Annotated in this window: 19 protein-coding genes; 8 read left to right on the top strand and 11 right to left on the bottom strand. The window is 61.1% G+C overall.

Annotated elements, in window-relative coordinates; translation table 11 throughout:
• Window positions 1–92: 92 nt before the first annotated feature.
• Window positions 93–2,159 carry an AsmA family protein gene (locus C4J92_RS03110; protein WP_124402920.1) on the bottom strand — a complete coding sequence of 689 codons (2,067 nt, stop codon included), beginning with the start codon at window positions 2,157–2,159 and terminating at the stop codon, window positions 93–95.
• Window positions 2,160–2,516: 357 nt separating this feature from the next.
• Here C4J92_RS03110 and C4J92_RS03105 point away from each other — a divergent pair, with 357 nt between their 5' ends.
• Window positions 2,517–2,888, top strand: a complete 372-nt coding sequence (locus C4J92_RS03105) for a hypothetical protein (protein WP_124402919.1) — start codon at window positions 2,517–2,519, stop codon at window positions 2,886–2,888.
• Window positions 2,889–3,039: 151 nt separating this feature from the next.
• Window positions 3,040–3,672 carry a TetR family transcriptional regulator gene (locus C4J92_RS03100; RefSeq protein ID WP_057702615.1) on the top strand — a complete coding sequence of 211 codons (633 nt, stop codon included), beginning with the start codon at window positions 3,040–3,042 and terminating at the stop codon, window positions 3,670–3,672.
• A gap of 4 nt (window positions 3,673–3,676) precedes the next feature.
• Here the strand turns inward: C4J92_RS03100 and C4J92_RS03095 are convergent, their stop codons facing one another.
• A complete protein-coding gene (locus C4J92_RS03095; protein ID WP_124402918.1) occupies window positions 3,677–4,174 on the bottom strand; it encodes a C40 family peptidase in 498 nt (165 codons plus the stop codon).
• A gap of 339 nt (window positions 4,175–4,513) precedes the next feature.
• Here C4J92_RS03095 and ureE point away from each other — a divergent pair, with 339 nt between their 5' ends.
• The 5 genes from ureE to C4J92_RS03070 all read left to right on the top strand — a co-directional run bounded on the left by ureE (window position 4,514) and on the right by C4J92_RS03070 (window position 8,172).
• The gene (ureE, locus tag C4J92_RS03090) at window positions 4,514–5,014 is read left to right on the top strand and encodes an urease accessory protein UreE (protein ID WP_124365654.1); all 501 of its coding nucleotides are present in this window, start codon (window positions 4,514–4,516) and stop codon (window positions 5,012–5,014) included.
• Window positions 5,011–5,685, top strand: a complete 675-nt coding sequence (locus C4J92_RS03085) for an urease accessory protein UreF (protein WP_124402917.1) — start codon at window positions 5,011–5,013, stop codon at window positions 5,683–5,685. Before ureE ends, C4J92_RS03085 begins: the two co-directional genes overlap by 4 nt.
• Before the next feature lie 22 nt (window positions 5,686–5,707).
• Window positions 5,708–6,322: an urease accessory protein UreG gene (ureG, locus tag C4J92_RS03080; RefSeq protein ID WP_017849719.1), complete on the top strand. Its 615-nt coding sequence runs from the start codon at window positions 5,708–5,710 to the stop codon at window positions 6,320–6,322.
• Window positions 6,323–6,342: 20 nt separating this feature from the next.
• Window positions 6,343–6,915 (top strand): HupE/UreJ family protein, encoded by a 573-nt coding sequence (locus C4J92_RS03075; protein WP_124402916.1) that lies wholly within the window; start codon window positions 6,343–6,345, stop codon window positions 6,913–6,915.
• Window positions 6,916–7,071: 156 nt separating this feature from the next.
• On the top strand, window positions 7,072–8,172 hold the full coding sequence (locus C4J92_RS03070) for an AGE family epimerase/isomerase (RefSeq protein WP_124402915.1): 1,101 nt from the start codon (window positions 7,072–7,074) through the stop codon (window positions 8,170–8,172).
• A gap of 108 nt (window positions 8,173–8,280) precedes the next feature.
• On the opposite strand, the gene C4J92_RS03065 is transcribed toward C4J92_RS03070, so the two are convergent.
• From C4J92_RS03065 to C4J92_RS03020, 9 genes are all read right to left on the bottom strand, one after another.
• Window positions 8,281–9,186, bottom strand: a complete 906-nt coding sequence (locus C4J92_RS03065) for a cation diffusion facilitator family transporter (RefSeq protein WP_124402914.1) — start codon at window positions 9,184–9,186, stop codon at window positions 8,281–8,283.
• Window positions 9,187–9,365: 179 nt separating this feature from the next.
• Window positions 9,366–10,133 (bottom strand): SDR family oxidoreductase, encoded by a 768-nt coding sequence (locus C4J92_RS03060; RefSeq protein WP_124402913.1) that lies wholly within the window; start codon window positions 10,131–10,133, stop codon window positions 9,366–9,368.
• Window positions 10,134–10,920: 787 nt separating this feature from the next.
• On the bottom strand, window positions 10,921–11,637 hold the full coding sequence (locus C4J92_RS03050) for an ABC transporter ATP-binding protein (RefSeq protein ID WP_124361049.1): 717 nt from the start codon (window positions 11,635–11,637) through the stop codon (window positions 10,921–10,923).
• Window positions 11,634–12,509 carry an ABC transporter ATP-binding protein gene (locus C4J92_RS03045; protein ID WP_124384883.1) on the bottom strand — a complete coding sequence of 292 codons (876 nt, stop codon included), beginning with the start codon at window positions 12,507–12,509 and terminating at the stop codon, window positions 11,634–11,636. The genes C4J92_RS03050 and C4J92_RS03045 overlap by 4 nt, the downstream gene beginning before the upstream one ends.
• Window positions 12,506–13,783: a high-affinity branched-chain amino acid ABC transporter permease LivM gene (gene livM / locus C4J92_RS03040; RefSeq protein ID WP_124361047.1), complete on the bottom strand. Its 1,278-nt coding sequence runs from the start codon at window positions 13,781–13,783 to the stop codon at window positions 12,506–12,508. The genes C4J92_RS03045 and livM overlap by 4 nt, the downstream gene beginning before the upstream one ends.
• 2 nt (window positions 13,784–13,785) lie before the next feature.
• Window positions 13,786–14,700, bottom strand: coding sequence for a branched-chain amino acid ABC transporter permease (locus C4J92_RS03035; RefSeq protein WP_048727385.1), 915 nt, complete (start codon window positions 14,698–14,700; stop codon window positions 13,786–13,788).
• Between the two features lie 200 nt (window positions 14,701–14,900).
• Window positions 14,901–16,037 (bottom strand): branched-chain amino acid ABC transporter substrate-binding protein, encoded by a 1,137-nt coding sequence (locus C4J92_RS03030; RefSeq protein WP_124402911.1) that lies wholly within the window; start codon window positions 16,035–16,037, stop codon window positions 14,901–14,903.
• Window positions 16,038–16,411: 374 nt separating this feature from the next.
• Complete coding sequence (locus C4J92_RS03025) at window positions 16,412–17,695, bottom strand: FAD-binding oxidoreductase (protein WP_124402910.1); 1,284 nt, start codon at window positions 17,693–17,695, stop codon at window positions 16,412–16,414.
• A 175-nt stretch (window positions 17,696–17,870) separates the two neighbouring features.
• Window positions 17,871–19,361: an aldehyde dehydrogenase family protein gene (locus tag C4J92_RS03020; RefSeq protein WP_124402909.1), complete on the bottom strand. Its 1,491-nt coding sequence runs from the start codon at window positions 19,359–19,361 to the stop codon at window positions 17,871–17,873.
• Window positions 19,362–19,515: 154 nt separating this feature from the next.
• Between C4J92_RS03020 and C4J92_RS03015 the strand changes: the two genes are divergently transcribed.
• Window positions 19,516–20,406, top strand: a complete 891-nt coding sequence (locus C4J92_RS03015; protein WP_124402908.1) for a LysR family transcriptional regulator — start codon at window positions 19,516–19,518, stop codon at window positions 20,404–20,406.
• The last annotated feature ends 131 nt before the right edge of the window (window positions 20,407–20,537 follow it).

Raw genomic sequence — 20,537 nt, 5'->3', positions numbered from 1 at the left:
GATGGCAGTGTCTCAGTCAAAGATTGATTGGCTGATACACCGCAATCGGGAGCAAGCCCCCTCCCACATTTGGTTTCAGGTGCAGTCGGTTATTACTTCACGGTTTTCGGCGCCTTGCCTTCTCGCATCTGTTGCAACAACGGTGCGCACGCATTCGGCTCGCCGCCACTTGGGGCAACCAGTGCAAGCAACCCGGCAGCCGGGCCGGCGATCACACCCAGGGCGACCATGCCCGCGCCGCGCAGCGCCAGGGGGATGGCTTTGACCCCGGCATTGGGCTTGATGAACGGCCCGTTCACATACAACGGCGAGCGCAGGGAGAACAGACGAAAGCCCTTGGACTCCGGCGTGATGGTCAGGTCCAACTGCTCGGTCGCCATATTTGCTGTGCCATCGACGTAGATGATCGCGTTCTCGGTATCGAACACAAACAAGCGTGTCGTCGCCAAACCGGTCTTGATGCCGAAGTCCGCCGCCGCGCAGTTGATCTTCACTTCCTTGTCGCCAAACAGGCGCCCCACCACGTAGTTGCCCACGTTAAGGCCGGCGATTTCCATCAGGCCACGGCTGATGGCGCCATCGTTGATCAGCATCTTCAAGTCACCGTTGGCCGTGCCCAGCAGCGCCGCCACGGAGTTGCCGCGCCCGGCAATATCGGCGTCGCCGTTGAGCTCACCAAAGCTGGTTTTCATCGGTTCAAAGGTCGGGAACAGCTGTTTGAGCTTGAAGTTACGCGCCGTGAGTTTCGTGCGGCCTTCCATCGGCGTGGTGCGGCCGTTCAAGCGGATCTGCGCATCGAGCTTGCCGCCGGCCACGCCGAAGCGCAGGGGCTCAAGGCTCAGCTCACCATCATTGAGCACCAGGTGCGTATAGAGGTCGGTGAAAGGCAGGTCGGCGCTGTGCACAATGCGTTTGCCGGTGAATTCCACGTCGGCATCCATCTCGCGCCAGCGCTCGGTGCGGAACTCTTCCACCGGCAAGACTTTGGTGGCCGGTTGTTTGCTTTCGCCGCCACGGGCTTTCTGCTTGGCGTTGGAGTCGGCGCCGATCAAGGGTGCCAGGTCATCCATCAGCAGCTGGTTGGACACCAGCGCGCCGCTGAGCTTGGGCCGTGGCTGGCTGGCAACGTAGGCCAGGTTGCCGTGGATGTCGCTGTTGCCGATCTTGCCGTTGAAGTTTTCATACCGAAATGAAGCGCCGCTGGCTTCGTGCAGCTTGGCGATCAAATGGCCGTCGGTTGAGTACGCCGGCGAATCGGGCAATGTCACACCAGTCAACGGGTAGAGGTTGCCGAGGCTGCTGCCCGACAGCTTCAGGCGCAGGTCGAGGGCGCCGAGGTTAAGCGGGTCGGTCAGGGTGCCGGCCAGGGCGATGCTGGTGTCGGCGATCTTGACCTGGGCCTGCAGCGGGAAAGGCTTGGCCGCGTCCTGCAAGGCGAGCAACCCGCCGATCTTGCCGGTGCCGGCGAGCGCCTGGCCATGATATTGGCCTTTGACCTTGAGGCCGAACGCATAGTCCTGCGGCGCCGAGCCTTTCTCCAAGGCCTTTTTGGCATCGGCGTCACCGACGATTTCACCGAAAGGAATCGGTTTGCCCAGCGGGTCGATGATCACATCGAGGCGAGTCTTGAGGGTCTGGTCGTCGAGGGTGACGTGGCCCTTGTCGAAGCCGATGGCGCCGATGTCCACCACCCAGCTGGAAGGCTCGGCGTCGGGGTCTTTGGGGTCGAACTTGAAGGTCCAGTTGGCCCGGCCGTCAGCCAGGCGCTGCAGGTCGGCGCTCGGTTCGGTGAGGTCGATACGCGGAATCACCACGCGTTGTGCCAGCAAGGCCAACGGCGAAATACGCAACTCGACTTTCTTCAGCGTGACCATCTGCGGCTGCTTGGACCAGTCGGGGTTGCCCAGGCTCAGGTCTTCGGCAATCACATGGGGCCACGGCACCCACGCGCGCCAGCCGCCTTCGTCGGGCTCACGCTGCCACACCACCGCCAAGTTGCCATTGATGGCGAACGGGCGGTGCAACTCTTCGGAGACCTTGGCATTGAGGGGGGGCTTGATGCGGTTCCAGTCGAAGAACACCAGGACCAATACCGCGATGGCAATCAACAGAACGAAGCTGGCGCAGCTCCAAGCGACAATTTTTCGAGTGCGCGTCATTGCACAGGGCTCCTGAATACGACTGGCTGGGCAACAGCCTTTGACACAGCTTATAGGACTACGACTGGCAAAGTGCCTGGGGGTTTAACGCAACGGCCGATTTAGCTGAAAAAACCGATTTTCCTGATCAACCAGACAAGGTTGATCATCCACGACGCACCATTGTTACCCAGGTTCGTGTCGAAAATACCCACCTCGGTGCAAAACCGCGTGCTTGAGAGGCGCGTTCTAGAGCCTCCCGTGGGAACAATCAATTCTGTTGATTATTACCATTGTCTTTATGAACTTTTATATCGACTTATCAAGAGTAGCATTAGCCCTGTACCCACTTTATCGCCCTCCCAAGGAGCAACCCTCATGAAACGCCAAGTACTCGCTACCGTCCTGTTATCCATCCTGGCTTCCAGTGCCGTTGCCCTGCCAGCCGCCGAACAGGCCACTCCACAGAACAAAGCCCAAGCCGTGCAGTCCAGCCAGACCCTGGCGCGCAGCGGTTCGCAAGAAGACGAAAACCGTGACTACGCCAAAGGCGCTGTCGCTGAAAACGGTTCGGAACAGGCCAACAAACGCGCCTACACCGAAGGCCTGACCGAAGGTGGCAACGACCGCCTGCAAGAAAAAGGTCTGGTAGAAGGCGGTGCTGAACAAGCCAATGATCGCGCCTACACCCAAGGTCTTGCCGAAGGCGGTGCCGACCGTCTGGAAGAACTGCATCAAGCACAGAGCTAAGCCCATGGTGGCCCATAAAAAAGCCCGGTCTGTCGATCGGGCTTTCGCTTTTATATAGACCGCGTCACGTCTCGCCCCCGCCAAGTTCGACGCCGGCAAAGCGGTTTTGCTAGAGTGCGTCGCTGTACTCGCCGACAAAGCCCATCCGCTCATGCTGCCCCGCGCCGAACAGAAGCAACAGACCCGCCTCGCCTTGATGGACGCTGCCCGCCATCTGATGGAGTGTGGCCGTGGGTTTGGCAGCCTGAGCCTGCGCGAAGTGGCCAAGACAGCGGGTATCGTGCCTACCGGGTTCTATCGCCATTTCGCCGACATGGACGAGCTTGGGCTCGTATTGGTCAGTGAAGTCGGCCAGACCTTCCGCGCCACGATTCGCCTGGTGCGTCACAACGAATTCGTGATGGGCGGGATCATCGATGCGTCCGTGCGGATCTTTCTCGATGTGGTCTCGGCCAACCGTTCCCAATTCCTGTTCCTGGCCCGCGAACAATATGGCGGTTGCCTGGCGGTGCGCCAGGCCATCGGCGCCCTGCGCGAAGACATCACCCGCGACCTGGCGGCCGACCTCACGCTGATGCCCAAGCTGCAACACCTGGATGCCGAAGGTTTGCACGTAATGGCCGACCTCATCGTCAAAAGCGTGTTCGCCACCCTGCCCGACATCATCGACCCACCCGCCCACGCGTTGCCTGCCCATCTCACGCCCCAGGCGAAGATCACCCAGCAATTGCGCTTCATCTTTATCGGCCTCAAGCATTGGCAAGGCCTGGGCAGTACCGAGTAATGCCTCAGCCGGCCGTATGAAAGCGCTTGGCCGTGGTGTAGTTCTTGCTCCAATAGGTATTGCTCAACGAATCGATACGCACATTCTTGCCGGTACGCGGTGAATGGATGAATTTGCCTTCGCCGATATACAGCCCGACGTGACTCACCCGCCCCTGCCCGTTGCCTTTGAAAAAGACCGCGTCGCCCGGCTTCAACGCAGTGCGCTTGATGGTCGCGGCGGTGGAACGGTGCATTGCAGCCGTGGTGCGTGGAAGCTGAATATTCGCTTCGGTCTTGAACAGATAGACCAGGAAACTGCTGCAATCGAACCCTTGCTCGGTAGACGTACCGCCCCACTTGTAGGGTGTGCCGAGCAATTGATGGGCCCGGTCGATCACATCGTCGACCGAGGACGATGCGGGCTTGGAAATAAAGGTGGGCGGCTGTTGAAGAGTGGCCGAGGCTGATGAGATAAGGCACGACAGGCTGACAATGACGGAACAGATAAGTGACTTGAACATGATGAACATCGCAGTGAATTAAACACGGCGCGAATCTTAAACAACCCCCGTGTAACTCCACGAAGGCCGATTCCCGTGGCCTTGTAGGAAAAATCCTTAAAAACGCCACGAAGAATTGGATGAAAGAAGTTTCATGCAACACACGGCCGTTCACCACGCAAAATGCCCTTTTCCGGTGCTAAAACCCGCTTAAGCGCACCAAATTGCAACACGGACGCACTCAGCGAGTGCCCTGCCTTGTGGCGCTCGCGCCCTGCTGACAGGAAATTCCTACGCGCCTGCCGGGTTGGCAAGCCCCTTGCTCTAGCTCCCTTATCGCTCATAGCCGGAAGCTTTCTGATGCTGGTGATCCACCGCCGAATCGCCCCGCAAGCCCTCTGGGCCGCCGAACTGCTGCTGAACTTCGAAGCCCGCAGCAAAAGCCGTCTGCGCTGTTTCAGTGCCGAGGGTGAGGACGTCGGCCTGTTTCTGGAGCGTGGGCAACCGCCGCTGCATGATGGCGAATTCCTACAAGCTGAAGACGGACGCGTCGTACGTGTCTGCGCGCGCCCTGAACAGCTGCTGCATGTCACCTGCCGCAACGCGTTTGAACTGACCCGCGCCGCCTATCACCTTGGCAACCGCCATGTGGCCCTGCAGGTCGGCGATGGCTGGCTGCGCCTGCTCGATGACTACGTGCTCAAGGCCATGCTTGAGCAGCTGGGCGCCGACGTGCACACCATTGAGGCGCCCTTCCAGCCTGAACACGGGGCCTATGGCGGTGGCCATCATCATTCGCGGCATGGCGATGAAGCGTTCAACTACGCGCCCAAACTGCATCAGTTCGGCGTGCGTCTATGAACCCAGCCTGGGCGTTGTTGCGCCTGGCCAGTCCGCAGTTGCCGATTGGTGGCTACAGCTATTCCCAGGGCCTGGAAATGGCCGTGGACAACGGCCGCGTCAACGATGCCGCCAGCGCGCGGCGCTGGATCAGCGATCAATTGCTGCTCAACCTCGCGCGTTTCGAAGCGCCGTTGCTGCTCGCCCATTGCCGCGCGGCCACTGAACAGGCGTGGCCACGCCTGGCGCAGCTGTGTGAAGAACACCGTGCCAGCCGCGAAACCCGCGAGCTGTATCAGGAGAGCCGGCAGATGGGCTACTCCCTGCAGCAACTGCTCAATGGCTTGCCGGAACTGGACGCCGCCGCCCGCGACTTTCTTGCCCAACACCCTGAACCCCATCTCGCCCTCGGCTGGGCGCTGGCCGCGCGGGCCTGGGCAATCAGCCCCGACGACGCGCTCGCCGCCTGGCTATGGAGCTGGCTGGAAAATCAACTGGCCGTGCTGATGAAAACCCTGCCCCTGGGCCAGCAAGCCGCGCAGCGCCTGACCAGCGAGCTGCTGCCGCTGCTGCAACAGGCCCAGCAGGAGGCCGACCGCATCGAACCCGATCATCTGGGCAGCGCCGCCTTTGGCCTGTCTTTGGCGTGCATGGCTCATGAACGCCAGTACAGCCGCCTGTTCCGTTCCTGAGACTGTTTTTGGAGAACCTGACATGAACACACAACCCCTGCGCGTCGGCATCGGCGGCCCGGTGGGCTCCGGCAAGACCGCCCTGACCCTGGCCCTGTGCCTGGCGCTGCGCGACCGCTACAACCTGGCGGTGGTCACCAACGACATCTACACCCGCGAAGACGCCGATTTCCTGGTGCGCAACCAGGCCCTGGCGCCGGAGCGCATCATCGGCGTGGAAACCGGCGGCTGCCCGCACACCGCCATCCGCGAAGATGCCTCGATCAACCTGGAGGCAGTGGACCAACTCAACCGGCGTTTTCCCGGCCTGGACCTGATTCTGGTGGAGTCCGGCGGCGACAACCTGTCGGCGACGTTCAGCCCCGAGCTGTCAGACCTGACCATCTATGTGATCGATGTGTCCGCCGGCGACAAACTCCCGCGCAAGGGCGGGCCCGGTATTTGCAAATCCGACCTGCTGGTGATCAACAAGATCGACCTCGCGCCGCTGGTGGGTGCCTCGCTGGAGTTGATGAACAGCGACACCCAACGCATGCGCAATGGCAAACCCTTTGTGTTCAGCAACCAGAAAACCGGCGTCGGCCTGGATGAAATCGTCGCCTTTATCGAACGCCAAGGCCTGCTGACCGCTGCCTGATCCCCCTACGGAGCCTGTGTATGAACCTCAAGAAACTGTTCGCCGCCGCCACATTGCTGCTGGCCCCCGCCCTCGCGTTTGCTCACCCGGGTCACGGCGACAATGGCCTGGTTGCCGGCATCAGCCACCCGCTGGGCGGTCTCGATCACTTGCTGGCCATGGTTGCGGTCGGGCTGTGGGCAGCGCAGCAAAAAGGCAATGCACGCTGGGCCCTGCCTTGCGCCTTCGTCGCTACCATGTTGATCGGCGGCATGCTCGGTTTTGAAGGCCTGCAATTGCCGGCGCTGGAAAGCGGGATTGCTGCGTCGGTGCTGGCGCTGGGCCTGGCAGTGGCGCTGGCGGTACGCCCACCGCTGTTCGTGGCGGTGGGTGTGACGGCGTTGTTTGCGCTGTTTCACGGCGTGGCCCATGGTTTGGAACTGCCGGACATGTCCAGCCCCTGGGCGTATGCGGCGGGGTTTGTCGGCGCGACGGCGGCGCTGCACGCGGCGGGCTATGCGGTGGTACGTTTGCTGCCAGCGGCGGCGGCACCGTTGGTGCGGGTGGCCGGGGCTGCTTCCGCTGCAACTGGGGTCTGGTTGCTGGCGGGCTGATAGATCGTTCCCACGCTCCGCGTGGAAATGCAGCCGGGGACGCTCCGCGTTCCCACGCATGACGCGGAGCGTCATGAAAAGCATTCCCACGCAGAGCGTGGGAACGATCAGCCTGATACCATGCGCGCCACACCCCTGCCGTGACGACGCCAGCCGATGCCCCAACCTCTTTTGAATTCCGTGCTCACGCACTTCCACGACCTGATCGTGCCGCTCTGGCAGGGCCCGGGCTGGAATGCCGACTTGGCGCTGCCGTACGAGGCACTGGACGCCGATCACCAGCCGTTGCCTCCACAACGCTACCGCGCCATGGCCTGCGCCCGGCAGTTGTACCTGTTCGCCAGCCTGATCGGCGAACCCGGTGCAGCCTTTGCCGAGGAACGCGCCGCCACCCTGTTCCGCTCCTTGCAACGGCACTTCCACGACGCCGAACACGGCGGCTGGTTCTACAGCATCGACCCCGCCGGGCAGCCGCTGGATAAACGCAAAGACCTCTATACCCACGCCTTCATCATCTTTGCCTGCGCCCATTACTGGGCCAAGGTGCGTGAACCGTTGGTGGAATCAGTGCTCAATGCCGCGCTTGCCGTGGTCGCCGAACGCTTCGCCAGCGGCGACGGCCTCTACGAAGCGGTGCTGGAGCGCAACTGGTCAAGCCTCAAGTCGGGCCCCTTGCAGAACCCGCTGATGCACCTGGCCGAAGGCTTTCTCGCCACACTGGCGGTGCGTGACGATCCCCTCACGCGTGACGCATTGCTGGACTTGGCTGGCGCCCTGCAAAAGCGCTTTATCGACCGCCAGCACGGCGTGATGATGGAAAAACCCCTGGGCGCTGTGGATAACTGGTTCGAGCCAGGGCATCAGTTCGAGTGGTTCTTTTTGCTCGAGTCGTCGCAGGTGCTGCTCGGTACAGCGCTGCATGCGTCACTGATGCGGGCGTTTGCCTATGCTGAGCAAAAGGGTGTGGATAAGTTAAGCGGTGCGGTCAGTGGCATGCTTGCCCTGGACGGTAGCGTGCGCGACGGCACTCAGCGTATCTGGGCCCAGGCTGAATACCTGCGGGCGTTGACCTTGCGACCCGGCAGCGAAGCGGTGCTGCAACGCCAGTTGCTGGCGCTGCAGAACAACTTCCTGCACGACAAGGGCTGGCATGAATGCCTGGATGCCCAGGGTGCGGTGAGCCGACGGGACATGCCCTCGACCACGCCGTATCACTTGGCGACTTGCTATCAGGGCCTGATCCAGCATTTGGGCTGACCTTCAGGCCTCATCGGGAGCAAGCCCCCTCCCACATTTGAATGTATTCACAAATCAAAGTGTGGGAGGGGGCTTGCTCCCGATAGCCTTACCTCGGTCTGACTGACTTCACGCAATCCACTTGCGATCCCCGGTAAAACTGATGGTCAGCCAACGAGCCGCATCCGGCGTGCCGAGCCCTGTGGATATCTCTTCGCGCAGCAGGTCGAGGGCCGCGACGTTATCCACCGGGTAATCCGCCGGCAACACCACATGGATTTCGATGAACCGCGCCCGCCCGTGCTTTTGCACATAGGACACGTAGTCATCGAAACCATGCCTGGCCTTGGCCGCGTCCATCACTTCACGCACGGTGTCGTCCAGGTGATCCGGGGCGATCCCCAGCACCTCACGCAACGCCGGGCGCAGGATCTTGAACGCCGGCGCCAGCATGCTCAGGGCCAACAGGATCAGGATCAGCGGGTCGACGTACACCGCCCACTCGCCATACCCCTGGGACTTGAGCAACAGTGCCGCCAGAAAGCTGATCAACAGGCCCACCGACAGCATCGCGTCCACCAGCCAACTGATGTTGTCGAACTGGATCAACGAGGATTTCAGCGTGCGATTGCGGTAGCGCACATAGAAGAAGTAGGCGAACTCCACCACGGTAAACACCGCCGCATAAATGATCACCAGCCCCAACTCGATCTCGCGCCCACCATTGATGATGCCGAACACGCCGTTGAGGAACGCATAGATGGCGATCAACAGCAGAAAGCTGCCTTCGATCAACAGCACCATAGGCTCCAGGTGCCAGTAGCCGAACTGGAACCGCTCGTTGCTTTTCTTGGCGATCAGCTTGGCCGTGATCAGCATCAACACCTTGATGGCGGTGGCGATCAGCGAGAAAAAGCCGTCGAACAGAATGGATTGGGCGCCGGATATCACACCCGTGACAATCCCGGCGACCGCAACTGCGAACATCAGGATGGTCGATTGTTTGAGCAGTGCCTGCTCACCTCGGTTACTCACATTTCCTCCCGTCAAAACCTTTAAACCGCACAGTGCGGAGGGTTTTCAGGAGCGGAGTGTACCTTTGATCGTTCCCACGCTCTGCGTGGGAATGCATGGTGTGACGCTCTGCGTCACCAGCAAAGCGCGACGCAGAGCGTCCCCAGCGGTATTCCCACGCGGAGCGTGGGAACAATCAGTTAGCCCTTGGCCCCACGCTCAATCGCAAACCCAGCCCAGGTCTGGCTCACCGGCATCAGCTCCAAGCGGTTGATATTCACGTGCGCCGGCGTATTCAGCACCCAGAAGATCGTGTCGGCAATATCCTGCGGCTGGATCGGCTCGGCGCCCGCGTAGGTCGCGTCATAACGCGCCTGGTCGCCGCCGAAACGCACCAGGGAAAATTCGCTCTCGCACAAGCCCGGCTCGATGTTGGTCACCCGCACACCGGTGCCTTGCAGATCGCAGCGCAGGTTCAGCGAGAACTGCTTCACGAACGCCTTGGACCCGCCATACACATGGCTGCCCGGGTAAGGGTAGTTACCGGCGATGGAACCCAGGTTGATGATCCCGGCGCCACGGCCATGGGCGATCAGGCGCGGCAGCAGCAGGTTGGTGGTGGTCAGCAACCCTTTGATATTGGTGTCGACCATGGTTTCCCAGTCGTCGAGGTTGCACTTGGGCGCGGGGTCGGTGCCCACGGCCAGGCCGGCGTTGTTGATCAGCCCGCGCAACGTGGCGAACGATGGCGGCAAATTGGCGATGGCGTCTTCCATGCCTTTGCGATCACGCACGTCCACCACCAGGCCATGCACTTCGGTTTGCTTGGAAAGCTCTTCGACCAGCGCATTCAAGCGCTCGGCACGCCGGCCGGTGAGCACCAGTTTCCAGCCGGCTTCGGCAAAACGGCGGGCACAGGCTTCACCGAAACCTGAAGTGGCGCCAGTAATAAACAGCGTGTCGGACATGGTGGTCTCCTTGCGGGCAACGGGAAAAGTTGCCAGCAGAATGCCCTTACGCTGCCCTCGCGGCAACCGCTAAGCGCGCACCTTCATACTCGCCTGATCATTTTTTAACCACGTTTGGCAGAGCTATGCAGATCAAGGCCTGCAGCCACATACGCGCAGGTTATCCACAACTGCGCCCACAGTCTTTGGGGGCAAGTGCGAATCGTCTTGAGCCGCGTGATACAAGGCCTGCAGGAGCTTTTAGAAAGTTTTTTGCTTGACCTGGGTAGAGGCGTATGTAGGCGTTTTCCCCGGTGAACATCTAGACGATGGCTCCAGGCCAGTCATTCCGGCCTCTGCGGCAGTCTTTCCATAGTTTAGTCACAGACTTATCCACAGGCAGGAGTGACACGCAACGGTCATATACCTGTGTCTTTAAACAGGTTGACAAACCCCTCGAAGGGTCCCGAAAAAGTGGCTGGTCAAATACTAACCACACCGCTGCAAGCCACGGTTTCAGAGGCTTGCAGCCAGCTACTCCCACCTTACCCACAGCCGGTTCCACAGCGGATGGGGACAAGTCAAAACTGTGACAAAACAGGGATTTGCGGCGGCTATATGTCGCGCTTTGGAGGGGGGCTGAATTTGTTTTCCACAATTTGGCGCAGGCCTTGTGGATCACACAAAACAATGTGGGAGGGGCGGTGCGACGATTCGACTTGCTCCAGATAGCGTTTTGTCAGTCAGCACATCTGAAACTGACACTCCGCTATCGGGAGCAAGCCCCCTCCCACAGGATACCGCGCAGTCAGTGACCGCCCAGGTAGGCGTTGCGCACTTCCTCATTCACCAGCAGTTCCTTGCCCGTACCGGTCAGGCGAATCTCGCCGTTGACCATGACGTAGGCGCGGTCCGACAAGCGCAGGGCGTGGTTGGCGTTCTGCTCCACCAGGAAGATGGTCATCCCGGTGGAGGCCAGCTCGCGCAGGGTGGAAAAGATCTGTTTCACCACGATCGGCGCCAGGCCCAGGCTGGGCTCATCGAGCAGCAACAGCTTGGGCCGGCTCATCAGCGCGCGGGCGATGGCGAGCATTTGCTGCTCGCCACCAGACATGGTCATCGCGCGCTGGTTACGCCGCTCCTTGAGCCGTGGAAACAGCTCGAACATGCGCTGCATGTCTTCCTGCGCGAACTTGTCGCCAATGGGGATGGTGCCCATCAGCAGGTTTTCCTCGACGGTCATGTCGGGGAATACCCGCCGCCCTTCCGGCGATTGCGCGATGCCGTTGGAGGCGATGTAGTGGGACGACTTGTGGGTAATGTCCACGCCGTTGTAGAGAATCTGCCCCGACTCGGCCCGTGGCTGGCCGAAGATCGACATCAGCAGCGTGGATTTGCCCGCGCCATTGGAGCCGATCAGGCTGACGGTTTCGCCTTCGTTGATGTACAGCGAGACTTTTTTCAGGGCCTGGATCGGGCCGTAGAACACGTCCAGGTCCTTCATTTCGAGGATAGGCCCGTTCATACGAGTTCCTCTTCATCCGCGCCCAGGTAGGCGGCGATCACTTTCGGGTCGTTGCGGATCGCGTCCGGCCCGCCTTCGGCGATCACGTTGCCGTGGTCCAGCACCACGATGTGGTCGGAAATACTCATCACCATGCCCATGTCGTGTTCGATCAGCACCACCGTGAGGTCGTGTTCGTCGCGCAGCAGGCGAATCATCGCGCTGAGGGCTTCGGTCTCCTGGGGGTTGAGGCCCGCCGCCGGTTCATCCAGGCAGATGATCTGCGGCCGCGTGCACATCGCGCGGGCGATTTCCAGGCGGCGCTGCTGGCCGTAGGAAAGCTCGCCGGCGAGGCGGTTGGCGCAGTCCACCAGGTCGACCACTTCCAGCCAGTAGAACGCGTGGTCGAGGGCATCGCTTTCGGCCTTGCGGTAGCCCTTGGTGTTGAGGATACCGGCGAGCATGTTGCGGTTGACCCACATGTGCTGCGCCACCAGCAGGTTCTCCAGCACCGACATTTCCTTGAACAGGCGAATGTTCTGGAAGGTCCGCGCCAGGCCCGCGCGGTTCACCAAATGGGTGCCGCCGAACATCTTGTAGTACACCCGGCTGAGGAAGCTTTTCGGCGAGACGAAATCGGTGGCCTGGAAGCGCTCACCCAATAACTGGATCACATTGGTCTGCTTGCCACGCACGTTGAGTTCGATCTTGCCGCCACTGGCCTTGTAGAAACCGGTGAGGCAGTTGAACACGGTGGTCTTGCCGGCGCCGTTGGGGCCGATCAGGGCGAAGATCGAGTTGCGCTTCACCTTGAGGCTCACATCGCTCAAGGCCTTGATGCCACCGAAGTGCATCATCAGGTGTTCAACGGAGAGGACGACTTCCTTGCTCATGGCGCCACTCCTTTACGTGGTGTCACACCGGTACGGCTGATGCGGATCAAGCCGCGCGGTCGCCAGATCATCATCACCACCATCAGCACGCCAAACAGCAGCACGCGGTATTCAGAGAAGCTGCGCAGCAGTTCCGGGGCAACGGTCAACACGAACGCCGCGATCACCACACCGACCGTCGAGCCCATGCCGCCCAAGACCACGATGGCCAGGATCAACGCCGACTCGAAGAAGGTAAACGACGACGGGTTGACGAAGCCCTGGTAACTGGCGAAGAACACCCCGGCCAAACCAGCCGTGGAGGCACCGATGGTGAACGCCGAAAGCTTGACCAGTACGTGGTTCAGGCCCATGGAGCGACAGGCGATTTCATCTTCGCGCAGGGCTTCCCAGGCACGCCCGACCGGCATGCGGGTCAGGCGGTGCTTGATGTACAGCACGGCCAGCACCACCAGGAACAGCACGATGTAGATGAACATGAACTTGATATTGGGGTTGTAATCGATGCCGAAGAACTCGTGGAACGGGATGCCGCCGTCCTTGGCACGCTTGCCGAACTCCAGGCCGAGGAAGGTCGGCGAAGGTACTGGCATGCCGTTCGGGCCACCGGTGAACGACAGCCAGTTGTTGAGCACCAGGCGAATGATTTCACCGAAGCCCAGGGTCACGATGGCCAGGTAGTCACCATGCATTCGCAATACCGGAAAGCCGAGTATGCACCCCGCCAACGCCGCCGCAATGGCGGCCAGCGGCAGCACCGTCCAGAAACCCAGGCCGAGGTATTGGTAACCCAGCGCCAGGCCGTAGGCGCCGATGGCGTAGAACGCCACATAACCCAGGTCGAGCAGACCGGCCAGGCCCACCACGATGTTCAGGCCCAGGCCGAGCAATACGTAGATCAGCCCGAGGATCACCACGGTCAGCAGGTACTTGTTGGCAAAGATCGGAAACACGATGGCGATCACGATCAGCGCCGGAATGATCCAGCGCAGCCGCGACTTGTAGTCCGGCGCCCGCACGTGCACTCCGGAGCCGCTGCTTTCGAAACCCTGCAGGATCTTCACGCCCTTGGGGGTTTGCAGGAACAGGCTGAGGGCAAAGCGCCCGGCCATCACAATGGCGACCAACGTGGCCACGCGCGCCGGTTCCAGGTTGAAGCTGTAGCCGTCGAGCACCACGCCGACGATCGGGCCGAACACGATCAGCGAAATCAGCCCGGCGAGGACCGTATCGACCACACTTTTCTTGATATCGATAGATTTGGCAGCAGACATGTTTACACCTTCGCCACAAGTGGGCGACCAAGCAGGCCCTGGGGACGGAAAATCAGAATCACCACCAGCAGGGAGAAACTGAACACGTCTTTGTAGTCGGAGTTGATCAACCCCGAGAACAGCGACTCGGAGATACCGAGGATGATCCCGCCCAGCATCGCCCCAGGCAGGGAGCCGATGCCGCCGAGTACCGCTGCGGTAAACGCCTTGATGCCGATGATGAAGCCGGCATAGAAGTCGAAGGTGCCGTAATTGAGGGTGATCAGCACGCCGGCCAGGGCGGCCATGGCGGCGCCGATGACGAATACGTAGGAGATCACGCGGTCGGTGTTGATGCCCAGGATCGAGGCCATCTTGCGGTCTTGCTGGGTGGCGCGGCACATGCGGCCGAGCTTGGTGTATTTGATGATGTAGGTGAGCAACGCCATGCCGGCGAATGCCGCCACGAGGATGAACACTTTGGTGTAGGTGAGTTGCACGAACCCGGTGCCGATATCGACGCGCCAGGCGCCGGCCAGCAGGGTGGGAATACCTTGTTGCTTGGCGCCCTGGGCGATCTGCGCGTAGTTCTGCAGGATCAGCGAGATACCGATGGCGCTGATCAGCGGAGCCAGTCGGGTGGAGTTGCGCAGCGGTTTGTAGGCGACACGTTCGATGACCCAACCGTACACGCCGGTGACGACGACGGTGAAGACCAAAGTGCCGAGAATGAGCAGCGGGAAGGATTCGATGCCGAAGTAAGCCAGCAGTGCCAGACTGATCGCCGCGAGGTAAGCGGAAATCATATAAACCTCGCCGTGGGCGAAGTTGATCATGCCAATGATGCCATAGACCATTGTGTAGCCGATGGCGATCAGGCCATAGACCGACCCGAGGGTCAGGCCGTTGACCAGTTGCTGCAGGAAAATACCATCCATAACGCAATCTCACGCGGTGAGAACCTGCACACCGGTGGGTGTGCGGTTCTTCTGGAGGAAAAGACAGATCTTGATAACAGCACGGTCTCCTGTGGGAGGGGGCTTGCTCCCGATTGCGGTGTGCCAGTCAATAGATTTGAACCTGATCCACCGCTATCGGGAGCAAGCCCCCTCCCACATTGGGACTGTGGTGCAGAGCCTTACTTCTGCTTTTCCAGCTGGTGGTATTTACCGTCTTTGTCCCACTGGTAAACCACATAGTCGGAGATTTTCAGGTCGCCCTTGGTATCCCAGGCCTTTTCGCCCATGACGGTTTTAACCGGGTTAGCCTTCAACCACTTGGCCGCGTCCTCGCCCTTGTTCGACTTGGCGCCGTTGAAGCCGGCGGCCAGGGCCTGGATCGAGGCGTAGGCGTACAGGGTGTAGCCTTCGGGCTCGGTGCCGTTTTTACGGAACTGCTCGACCACCGCCTTGCTGTCCGGCAACAGGCGCGGGTCGGCGCCGAAGGTCATGTAGACGCCGTCCACGTACTGCGCACCACCGGCGGTCGCCACCAGTTCGTCGGTCACGATGCCGTCGTCGGACATGAACTTGACGTCTTTCAAGCCGGCTTCACGAATCTGGCGAACCAGCGGGCCGGCTTCCGGGTGCAGGCCGCCGAAGTACACGACGTCGGCGCCCAGGGAGCGGATCTTGGTGACCAGGGCGCTGAAGTCTTTTTCGCCACGGGTCAGGCCTTCTTCCAGCACCGGCTTCACGCCGCGCTTGGTCAACTGGGCAGCGGTGGCGTCGGCCAGGCCCTTGCCGTAGGTGTCTTTGTCGTTGATGACCGCGACTTTCTTGCCCTTGAGCACGTCGACGATGTAGTCGCCGGCGACGATGCCTTGCTGGTCGTCACGCCCGCACATGCGGAACATGGCGCCCAGGCCGCGCTCGGTCACCTGTGGGTTGGTGGAGCCTGGGGTGATTGCGATGATGCCCGCCTCGTCATACACCTCGGAGGCCGGGATGGTGTTGGAGGAGCAGAAGTGCCCGACCACGCCGATCACTTTGTCCTGGTCGGCCAGGCGGTTGGCCACGGCCACCGCTTGTTTTGGCTCGCAGGCGTCATCCCCGGCCACCAGCACGATCTTCTCGCCGTTGACGCCACCCGCCTTGTTGACCTCATCGGCTGCCGCCTGGGCACCCTTCATGTACTGCTCACCGAAAGCGGCGTTGGCACCCGTCATCGGGCCTGCCACACCAATTTTCACATCAGCTTGAACAAACGTAGAAACACCCAGCGCCGCTGCAACGGCGAGGGCCAGAAAACCTTTCTTGTAAAACGTCTGGGACATGAGTGGTGCTCCGATATTTTTGATTTTTGGCACGACAACTTGCATTCAAACTTTTCACTGAAAGCTCAGAGCAAGCCGCGTGCCATTACTTTTTTATTCTTCAAAAAGACACGGTGTCATTGTTATTGCTGGCGTTTCGAGTCCTTTCGCCAGGACGTGCAACCGTCTAGCTCCGACAGGTGCAACCGGCACACCAAAAAAGTACAACCCCGAACGGTGGCACCTGCAACCGGAGGGATAAACGACAGCTCCACTACTTGTAACCAGCTGCGTAACGGAACTGCACATTTACAGTGCGCGATTGCTACGACTTGCACCAATACAGATGGGTAGCCGGCTAAGAAAATGCCGGCTTCCGCGCGCTATTTCGCGGATCAGATCACGATCCGCAGACATTGCCCGGCGTGATACAGCGAGAATCCCGCTTCATACAGGCAACTGCGCAGGCCTGCGCCCGCCAGCGGTTGCATCGGTGTAAAGGGAATCGGCAGCGCCTGGGGATTCTGGTGACACAAATAGTCGGCAAACGCTTTACCGACCACGCTGCCGGTGGTCACCCCGCGCCCGTTATAGCCGGTGACCGCCACCAGCCCCGGCGCCGGCTCGAACAAACGCATCAGGTGATCGGGCGTAAAGGCGATGCAGCCGGTCCAGGTGTATTCCCACTGCACCGATTTGAGATACGGGAAGTAGTGCTGCTGCACCCGATCGGCCCACGCCTTGAGGAACCAGGCCGGCTTCTGGTTGCCATTGCCCAGGCTGCCGAGCAACAGGCGACCATCGGCGTCACGGCGGATGCTGCTCAACACCTGGCGCGTGTCCCATGAGCCCTGGCCACCCGGCAGGATGCGTGTGGCGGCGTCATCGGTGAGCGGTGCCGACGCGACCTGATAGTAATAACCGGGAAAGAAATTGCGGCGCAGCTCGGTCCATTCACCTTCGGTGTAGGCATTGGAAGCGATCACCACCTGTGCGGCCCGCACCGCACCCTGGGCGGTCTGCACCAGCCAGTCTGCGCCCTGGCGCTCAAGCTGGGTCACCGGGGAATGATCGAATAACTGCCCGCCCAACCCGACTGCCGCATTCGCCAGGCCGCTGGTGTAGGCCATCGGGTTCAAAGTGCCGGCGCGTCGGTCCAGCAACGCGGCGGCGATTTTCGTGGTGCCGGTGGCCTGCTCGCACGCCTGCCCGGTCAGCAACTCGACCGGCGCACCCCGGCGCTTCCATTGCGCTTCCCGGCTGCGCAAGTCCGCCTCGCCACGGGCGTTGTGCGCCATGTGCAAAGTGCCCTCGCGGCGCAGTTGGCAATCGATGGCGTATTTGTCGATCAGGCCGAATACCAGCGACGGCGCGGCACCCAACATGCGGTTGAGCTGACTGCCCACGGCTTCGCCGAAACCGGCTTCGATCTCGTCCGGCGGGATCCACATGCCGGCGTTAACCAGCCCGACGTTGCGCCCCGAACCGCCGTGGCCGGTGCGGTGAGCCTCCAGCACCGCGACGCTTTTACCTTGTTCGAGCAAGTGAATGGCCGCCGACAAACCGGTGATGCCGGCACCGATCACGCACACATCCACCTTGATTTCGCCTTTGAGCGCGGCGCGATCCGGCCGGCTCGGGGTGAGGTGTTCCCACAAACATGTTTCGCGTAAGGGCATTGCCAGACTCCGCAGAGGACCTAACAAACAACGGTTTTTTTACACTTTGAATCCGATCAATTGTGGGAGGGGGCTTGCCCCCGATGGCGGTGTGTCAGGCAACCGATGCACAGCTGATCCACCGCTATCGGGGGCAAGCCCCCTCCCACATTTGCCTTCACTTCGACTTGAGAAATCAGTCGAAGGTAATGCCCTGAGCCAGCGGCAACTCCAGCGAGTAGTTCACGGTATTGGTCTGGCGCCGCATATACCCGCGCCACGCATCCGAGCCCGACTCACGCCCGCCGCCCGTCTCCTTCTCACCGCCAAACGCACCACCGATTTCCGCGCCACTCGGGCCGATGTTGACGTTGGCAATGCCGCAGTCACTGCCCACCGCCGACATGAACTGCTCGGCTTCGCGCACATCGGTCGTGAAGATGCATGACGACAAGCCTTGTGGCACCGCGTTGTTCAGGCGCAGGGCCTCGGCGAAGTCGGTGTAGCCGATCACATACAGAATCGGCGCGAAGGTTTCGGTGCACACCACGTCGCTCTGCTCGGGCATTTCCACAATCGCCGGCGACACGTAGTAGGCGTTGGGGAACTGGTCTTCGAGCTGGCGCTTGCCGCCGAACACCTTGCCGCCCTCGCTCAGGGCTTGCTCCAGGGCGTCCTGCATGTTGTCGAAGCCGTGCTTGTCGATCAGCGGACCGATCAGGTTGCCTTCCAGCGGGTGGCCGATGCGCACCTTGGCGTAGGCAGCCTTGAGGCGGGTGACGATGTCGGCCTTGACCGATTCATGGGCGATCAGCCGGCGCAGGGTTGTGCACCGCTGGCCGGCGGTGCCGACCGCACTGAACAGGATGGCGCGCACGGCCATGTCCAGGTCAGCGCTGGGGCTGAGGATCATCGCATTGTTGCCGCCCAGTTCGAGAATGCTGCGGGCAAAGCGCGCGGCAACTTTCGGCGCCACTTCGCGGCCCATGCGCGTGCTGCCGGTGGCGCTGATCAGCGCCACGCGCGGGTCATCCACCAGCGCGGCGCCGGCATCGCGACCGCCAATAATCACTTGGCTGAGGTACTGCGGTGCATCCTTGAAATTCTTCAGCACCCGTTCGAACAGCGCCTGGCAGGCCAGCGCGGTGAGCGGGGTCTTTTCCGACGGTTTCCAGATCACCGCATTGCCGCACACCAGCGCCAGCGTGGTGTTCCACGCCCACACGGCCACCGGGAAATTGAACGCGCTGATCACGCCGACCACGCCCAGCGGGTGCCAGGTTTCCCGCATATGGTGGCCGGGGCGCTCGGAGGCGATGGTCAAGCCGTAGAGTTGGCGTGACAAGCCGACGGCGAAGTCGCAGATGTCGATCATTTCCTGCACTTCCCCCAGGCCTTCCTGGGTGATTTTGCCGGCTTCCCAGGAGACCAGCTCGCCAAGGTCGGCCTTGTATTGGCGCAACATGTCGCCCAACTGGCGCACCAGCTCGCCGCGACGCGGGGCCGGCACGTTGCGCCAGGCGTCGAATGCATGCTCGGCGCGACTGACCTGCTGCTCCACCTCGGCGGCGCCTTCCCAGTGCACACTGCCGATACGGCTGCCATCGATCGGCGAATGCACGGGCTGGGTACCCGCCTGGTACAGCGCCGGGTTTACCCCTAGACGGTCAAGCAATGCGGCAACCATGGGTCACTCCTTCAAACAAAAGCAGAAAAATGTGCGCCGCAACCGGCGCGGCGATCCAGGCCTCATTTGTAGCTGGCCCAAGACTTGCCAACAAACGACGATTAGGCGAGATATCATTCCGTTTATTCATGCAAAGAATAAAAAGAGGCATGCCGTGCTGAACAAAAGACATTTGCCTTCGATCACCGCCCTGCAGTGTTTCGAAGCCGCCACCCGCCACCTGAGCTTTACCCGCGCCGCCGAGGAACTGAACCTCACCCAAAGCGCGGTGAGCAAACAGGTGGCGCAGTTGGAAGAGTTGCTGCAACACCTGCTGTTTCGCCGGGTGCGGCGCCGCTTGCAGATGACCCCGGCGGGCGATCTGTACCTGGTGGAAGTGCGCAAGATCCTTACCCAAGTGGAGATGTCTACCCACTACCTGCGTTCCTACGGCGGCGAAACCGAAGTACTGCGCGTGTCCACGCCCTACACATTCGGTGCGCGCTGGCTGGTGCCGCGCCTCAAGGGCTGGCGCCTGCGCCACCCGCAGATTCATTTGGACCTGTGCAACGAACAGGAACCGGACGAACTGCTGCAAGGCAAGGCCGACATGGCGTTCTACTTCGGCCAGGGTTCACGCCCTGGCACCGAAAGCCTGAAGTTGTTCAGCGAAGAACTCATCCCCGTGTGCGCCCCGGAGAGCCTGCCGACAGCGCCGTTCACCGACCCCACCCAACTGAGCGAGCTGGTGCTGCTGCAAAACGCCTCACGCCCCCAGGGCTGGCATGACTGGTTCGCCAGCCAGGGTTTTCACACCGAGCACAGTTATCACGGGCCGCGCTTTGACACCTTCTATATGTGCATTCGCGCAGCGCAAGTCGGCTGCGGCGTGGCGCTGCTGCCGCGCTTTCTGGTGGAAGAGGAACTGGCCGACGGCAAGCTGGTGATTCCCTGGCAGCATGCAATGCCCAGCCAGGATGCGTATTACCTCTCCTATCCGGAGCATTCGGCGGAGGTGCCCAAGGTGCGTGAATTTGTGAAGTGGATGATGGAACAAGTTGTGTAGTGCTTGGAATATCGCTATCGGGAGCAAGCCCCCTCCCACATTTTGAAATGCATTCCAACCTGTGGGAGGGGGCTTGCTCCCGATAGCGTCAGTTGCCTTGCCAAAAAAATCACTGGCAAAACCCCACAGGT

This window comes from Pseudomonas sp. R3-18-08, from assembly GCF_003852065.1.
GTDB lineage: Bacteria > Pseudomonadota > Gammaproteobacteria > Pseudomonadales > Pseudomonadaceae > Aquipseudomonas.
This window is presented reverse-complemented; position numbering and strand designations above follow the sequence as displayed.

Coding starts and splice junctions, on each gene's coding strand:
- C4J92_RS03110 (WP_124402920.1), bottom strand. CDS start 2,159: ATGACGCGCACTCGAAAAATTGTCGCTTGGAGCTGCGCCAGCTTCGTT.
- C4J92_RS03105 (WP_124402919.1), top strand. CDS start 2,517: ATGAAACGCCAAGTACTCGCTACCGTCCTGTTATCCATCCTGGCTTCC.
- C4J92_RS03100 (WP_057702615.1), top strand. CDS start 3,040: ATGCTGCCCCGCGCCGAACAGAAGCAACAGACCCGCCTCGCCTTGATG.
- C4J92_RS03095 (WP_124402918.1), bottom strand. CDS start 4,174: ATGTTCAAGTCACTTATCTGTTCCGTCATTGTCAGCCTGTCGTGCCTT.
- ureE (WP_124365654.1), top strand. CDS start 4,514: ATGCTGGTGATCCACCGCCGAATCGCCCCGCAAGCCCTCTGGGCCGCC.
- C4J92_RS03085 (WP_124402917.1), top strand. CDS start 5,011: ATGAACCCAGCCTGGGCGTTGTTGCGCCTGGCCAGTCCGCAGTTGCCG.
- ureG (WP_017849719.1), top strand. CDS start 5,708: ATGAACACACAACCCCTGCGCGTCGGCATCGGCGGCCCGGTGGGCTCC.
- C4J92_RS03075 (WP_124402916.1), top strand. CDS start 6,343: ATGAACCTCAAGAAACTGTTCGCCGCCGCCACATTGCTGCTGGCCCCC.
- C4J92_RS03070 (WP_124402915.1), top strand. CDS start 7,072: ATGCCCCAACCTCTTTTGAATTCCGTGCTCACGCACTTCCACGACCTG.
- C4J92_RS03060 (WP_124402913.1), bottom strand. CDS start 10,133: ATGTCCGACACGCTGTTTATTACTGGCGCCACTTCAGGTTTCGGTGAA.
- C4J92_RS03050 (WP_124361049.1), bottom strand. CDS start 11,637: ATGAACGGGCCTATCCTCGAAATGAAGGACCTGGACGTGTTCTACGGC.
- C4J92_RS03045 (WP_124384883.1), bottom strand. CDS start 12,509: ATGAGCAAGGAAGTCGTCCTCTCCGTTGAACACCTGATGATGCACTTC.
- livM (WP_124361047.1), bottom strand. CDS start 13,783: ATGTCTGCTGCCAAATCTATCGATATCAAGAAAAGTGTGGTCGATACG.
- C4J92_RS03035 (WP_048727385.1), bottom strand. CDS start 14,700: ATGGATGGTATTTTCCTGCAGCAACTGGTCAACGGCCTGACCCTCGGG.
- C4J92_RS03030 (WP_124402911.1), bottom strand. CDS start 16,037: ATGTCCCAGACGTTTTACAAGAAAGGTTTTCTGGCCCTCGCCGTTGCA.
- C4J92_RS03025 (WP_124402910.1), bottom strand. CDS start 17,695: ATGCCCTTACGCGAAACATGTTTGTGGGAACACCTCACCCCGAGCCGG.
- C4J92_RS03020 (WP_124402909.1), bottom strand. CDS start 19,361: ATGGTTGCCGCATTGCTTGACCGTCTAGGGGTAAACCCGGCGCTGTAC.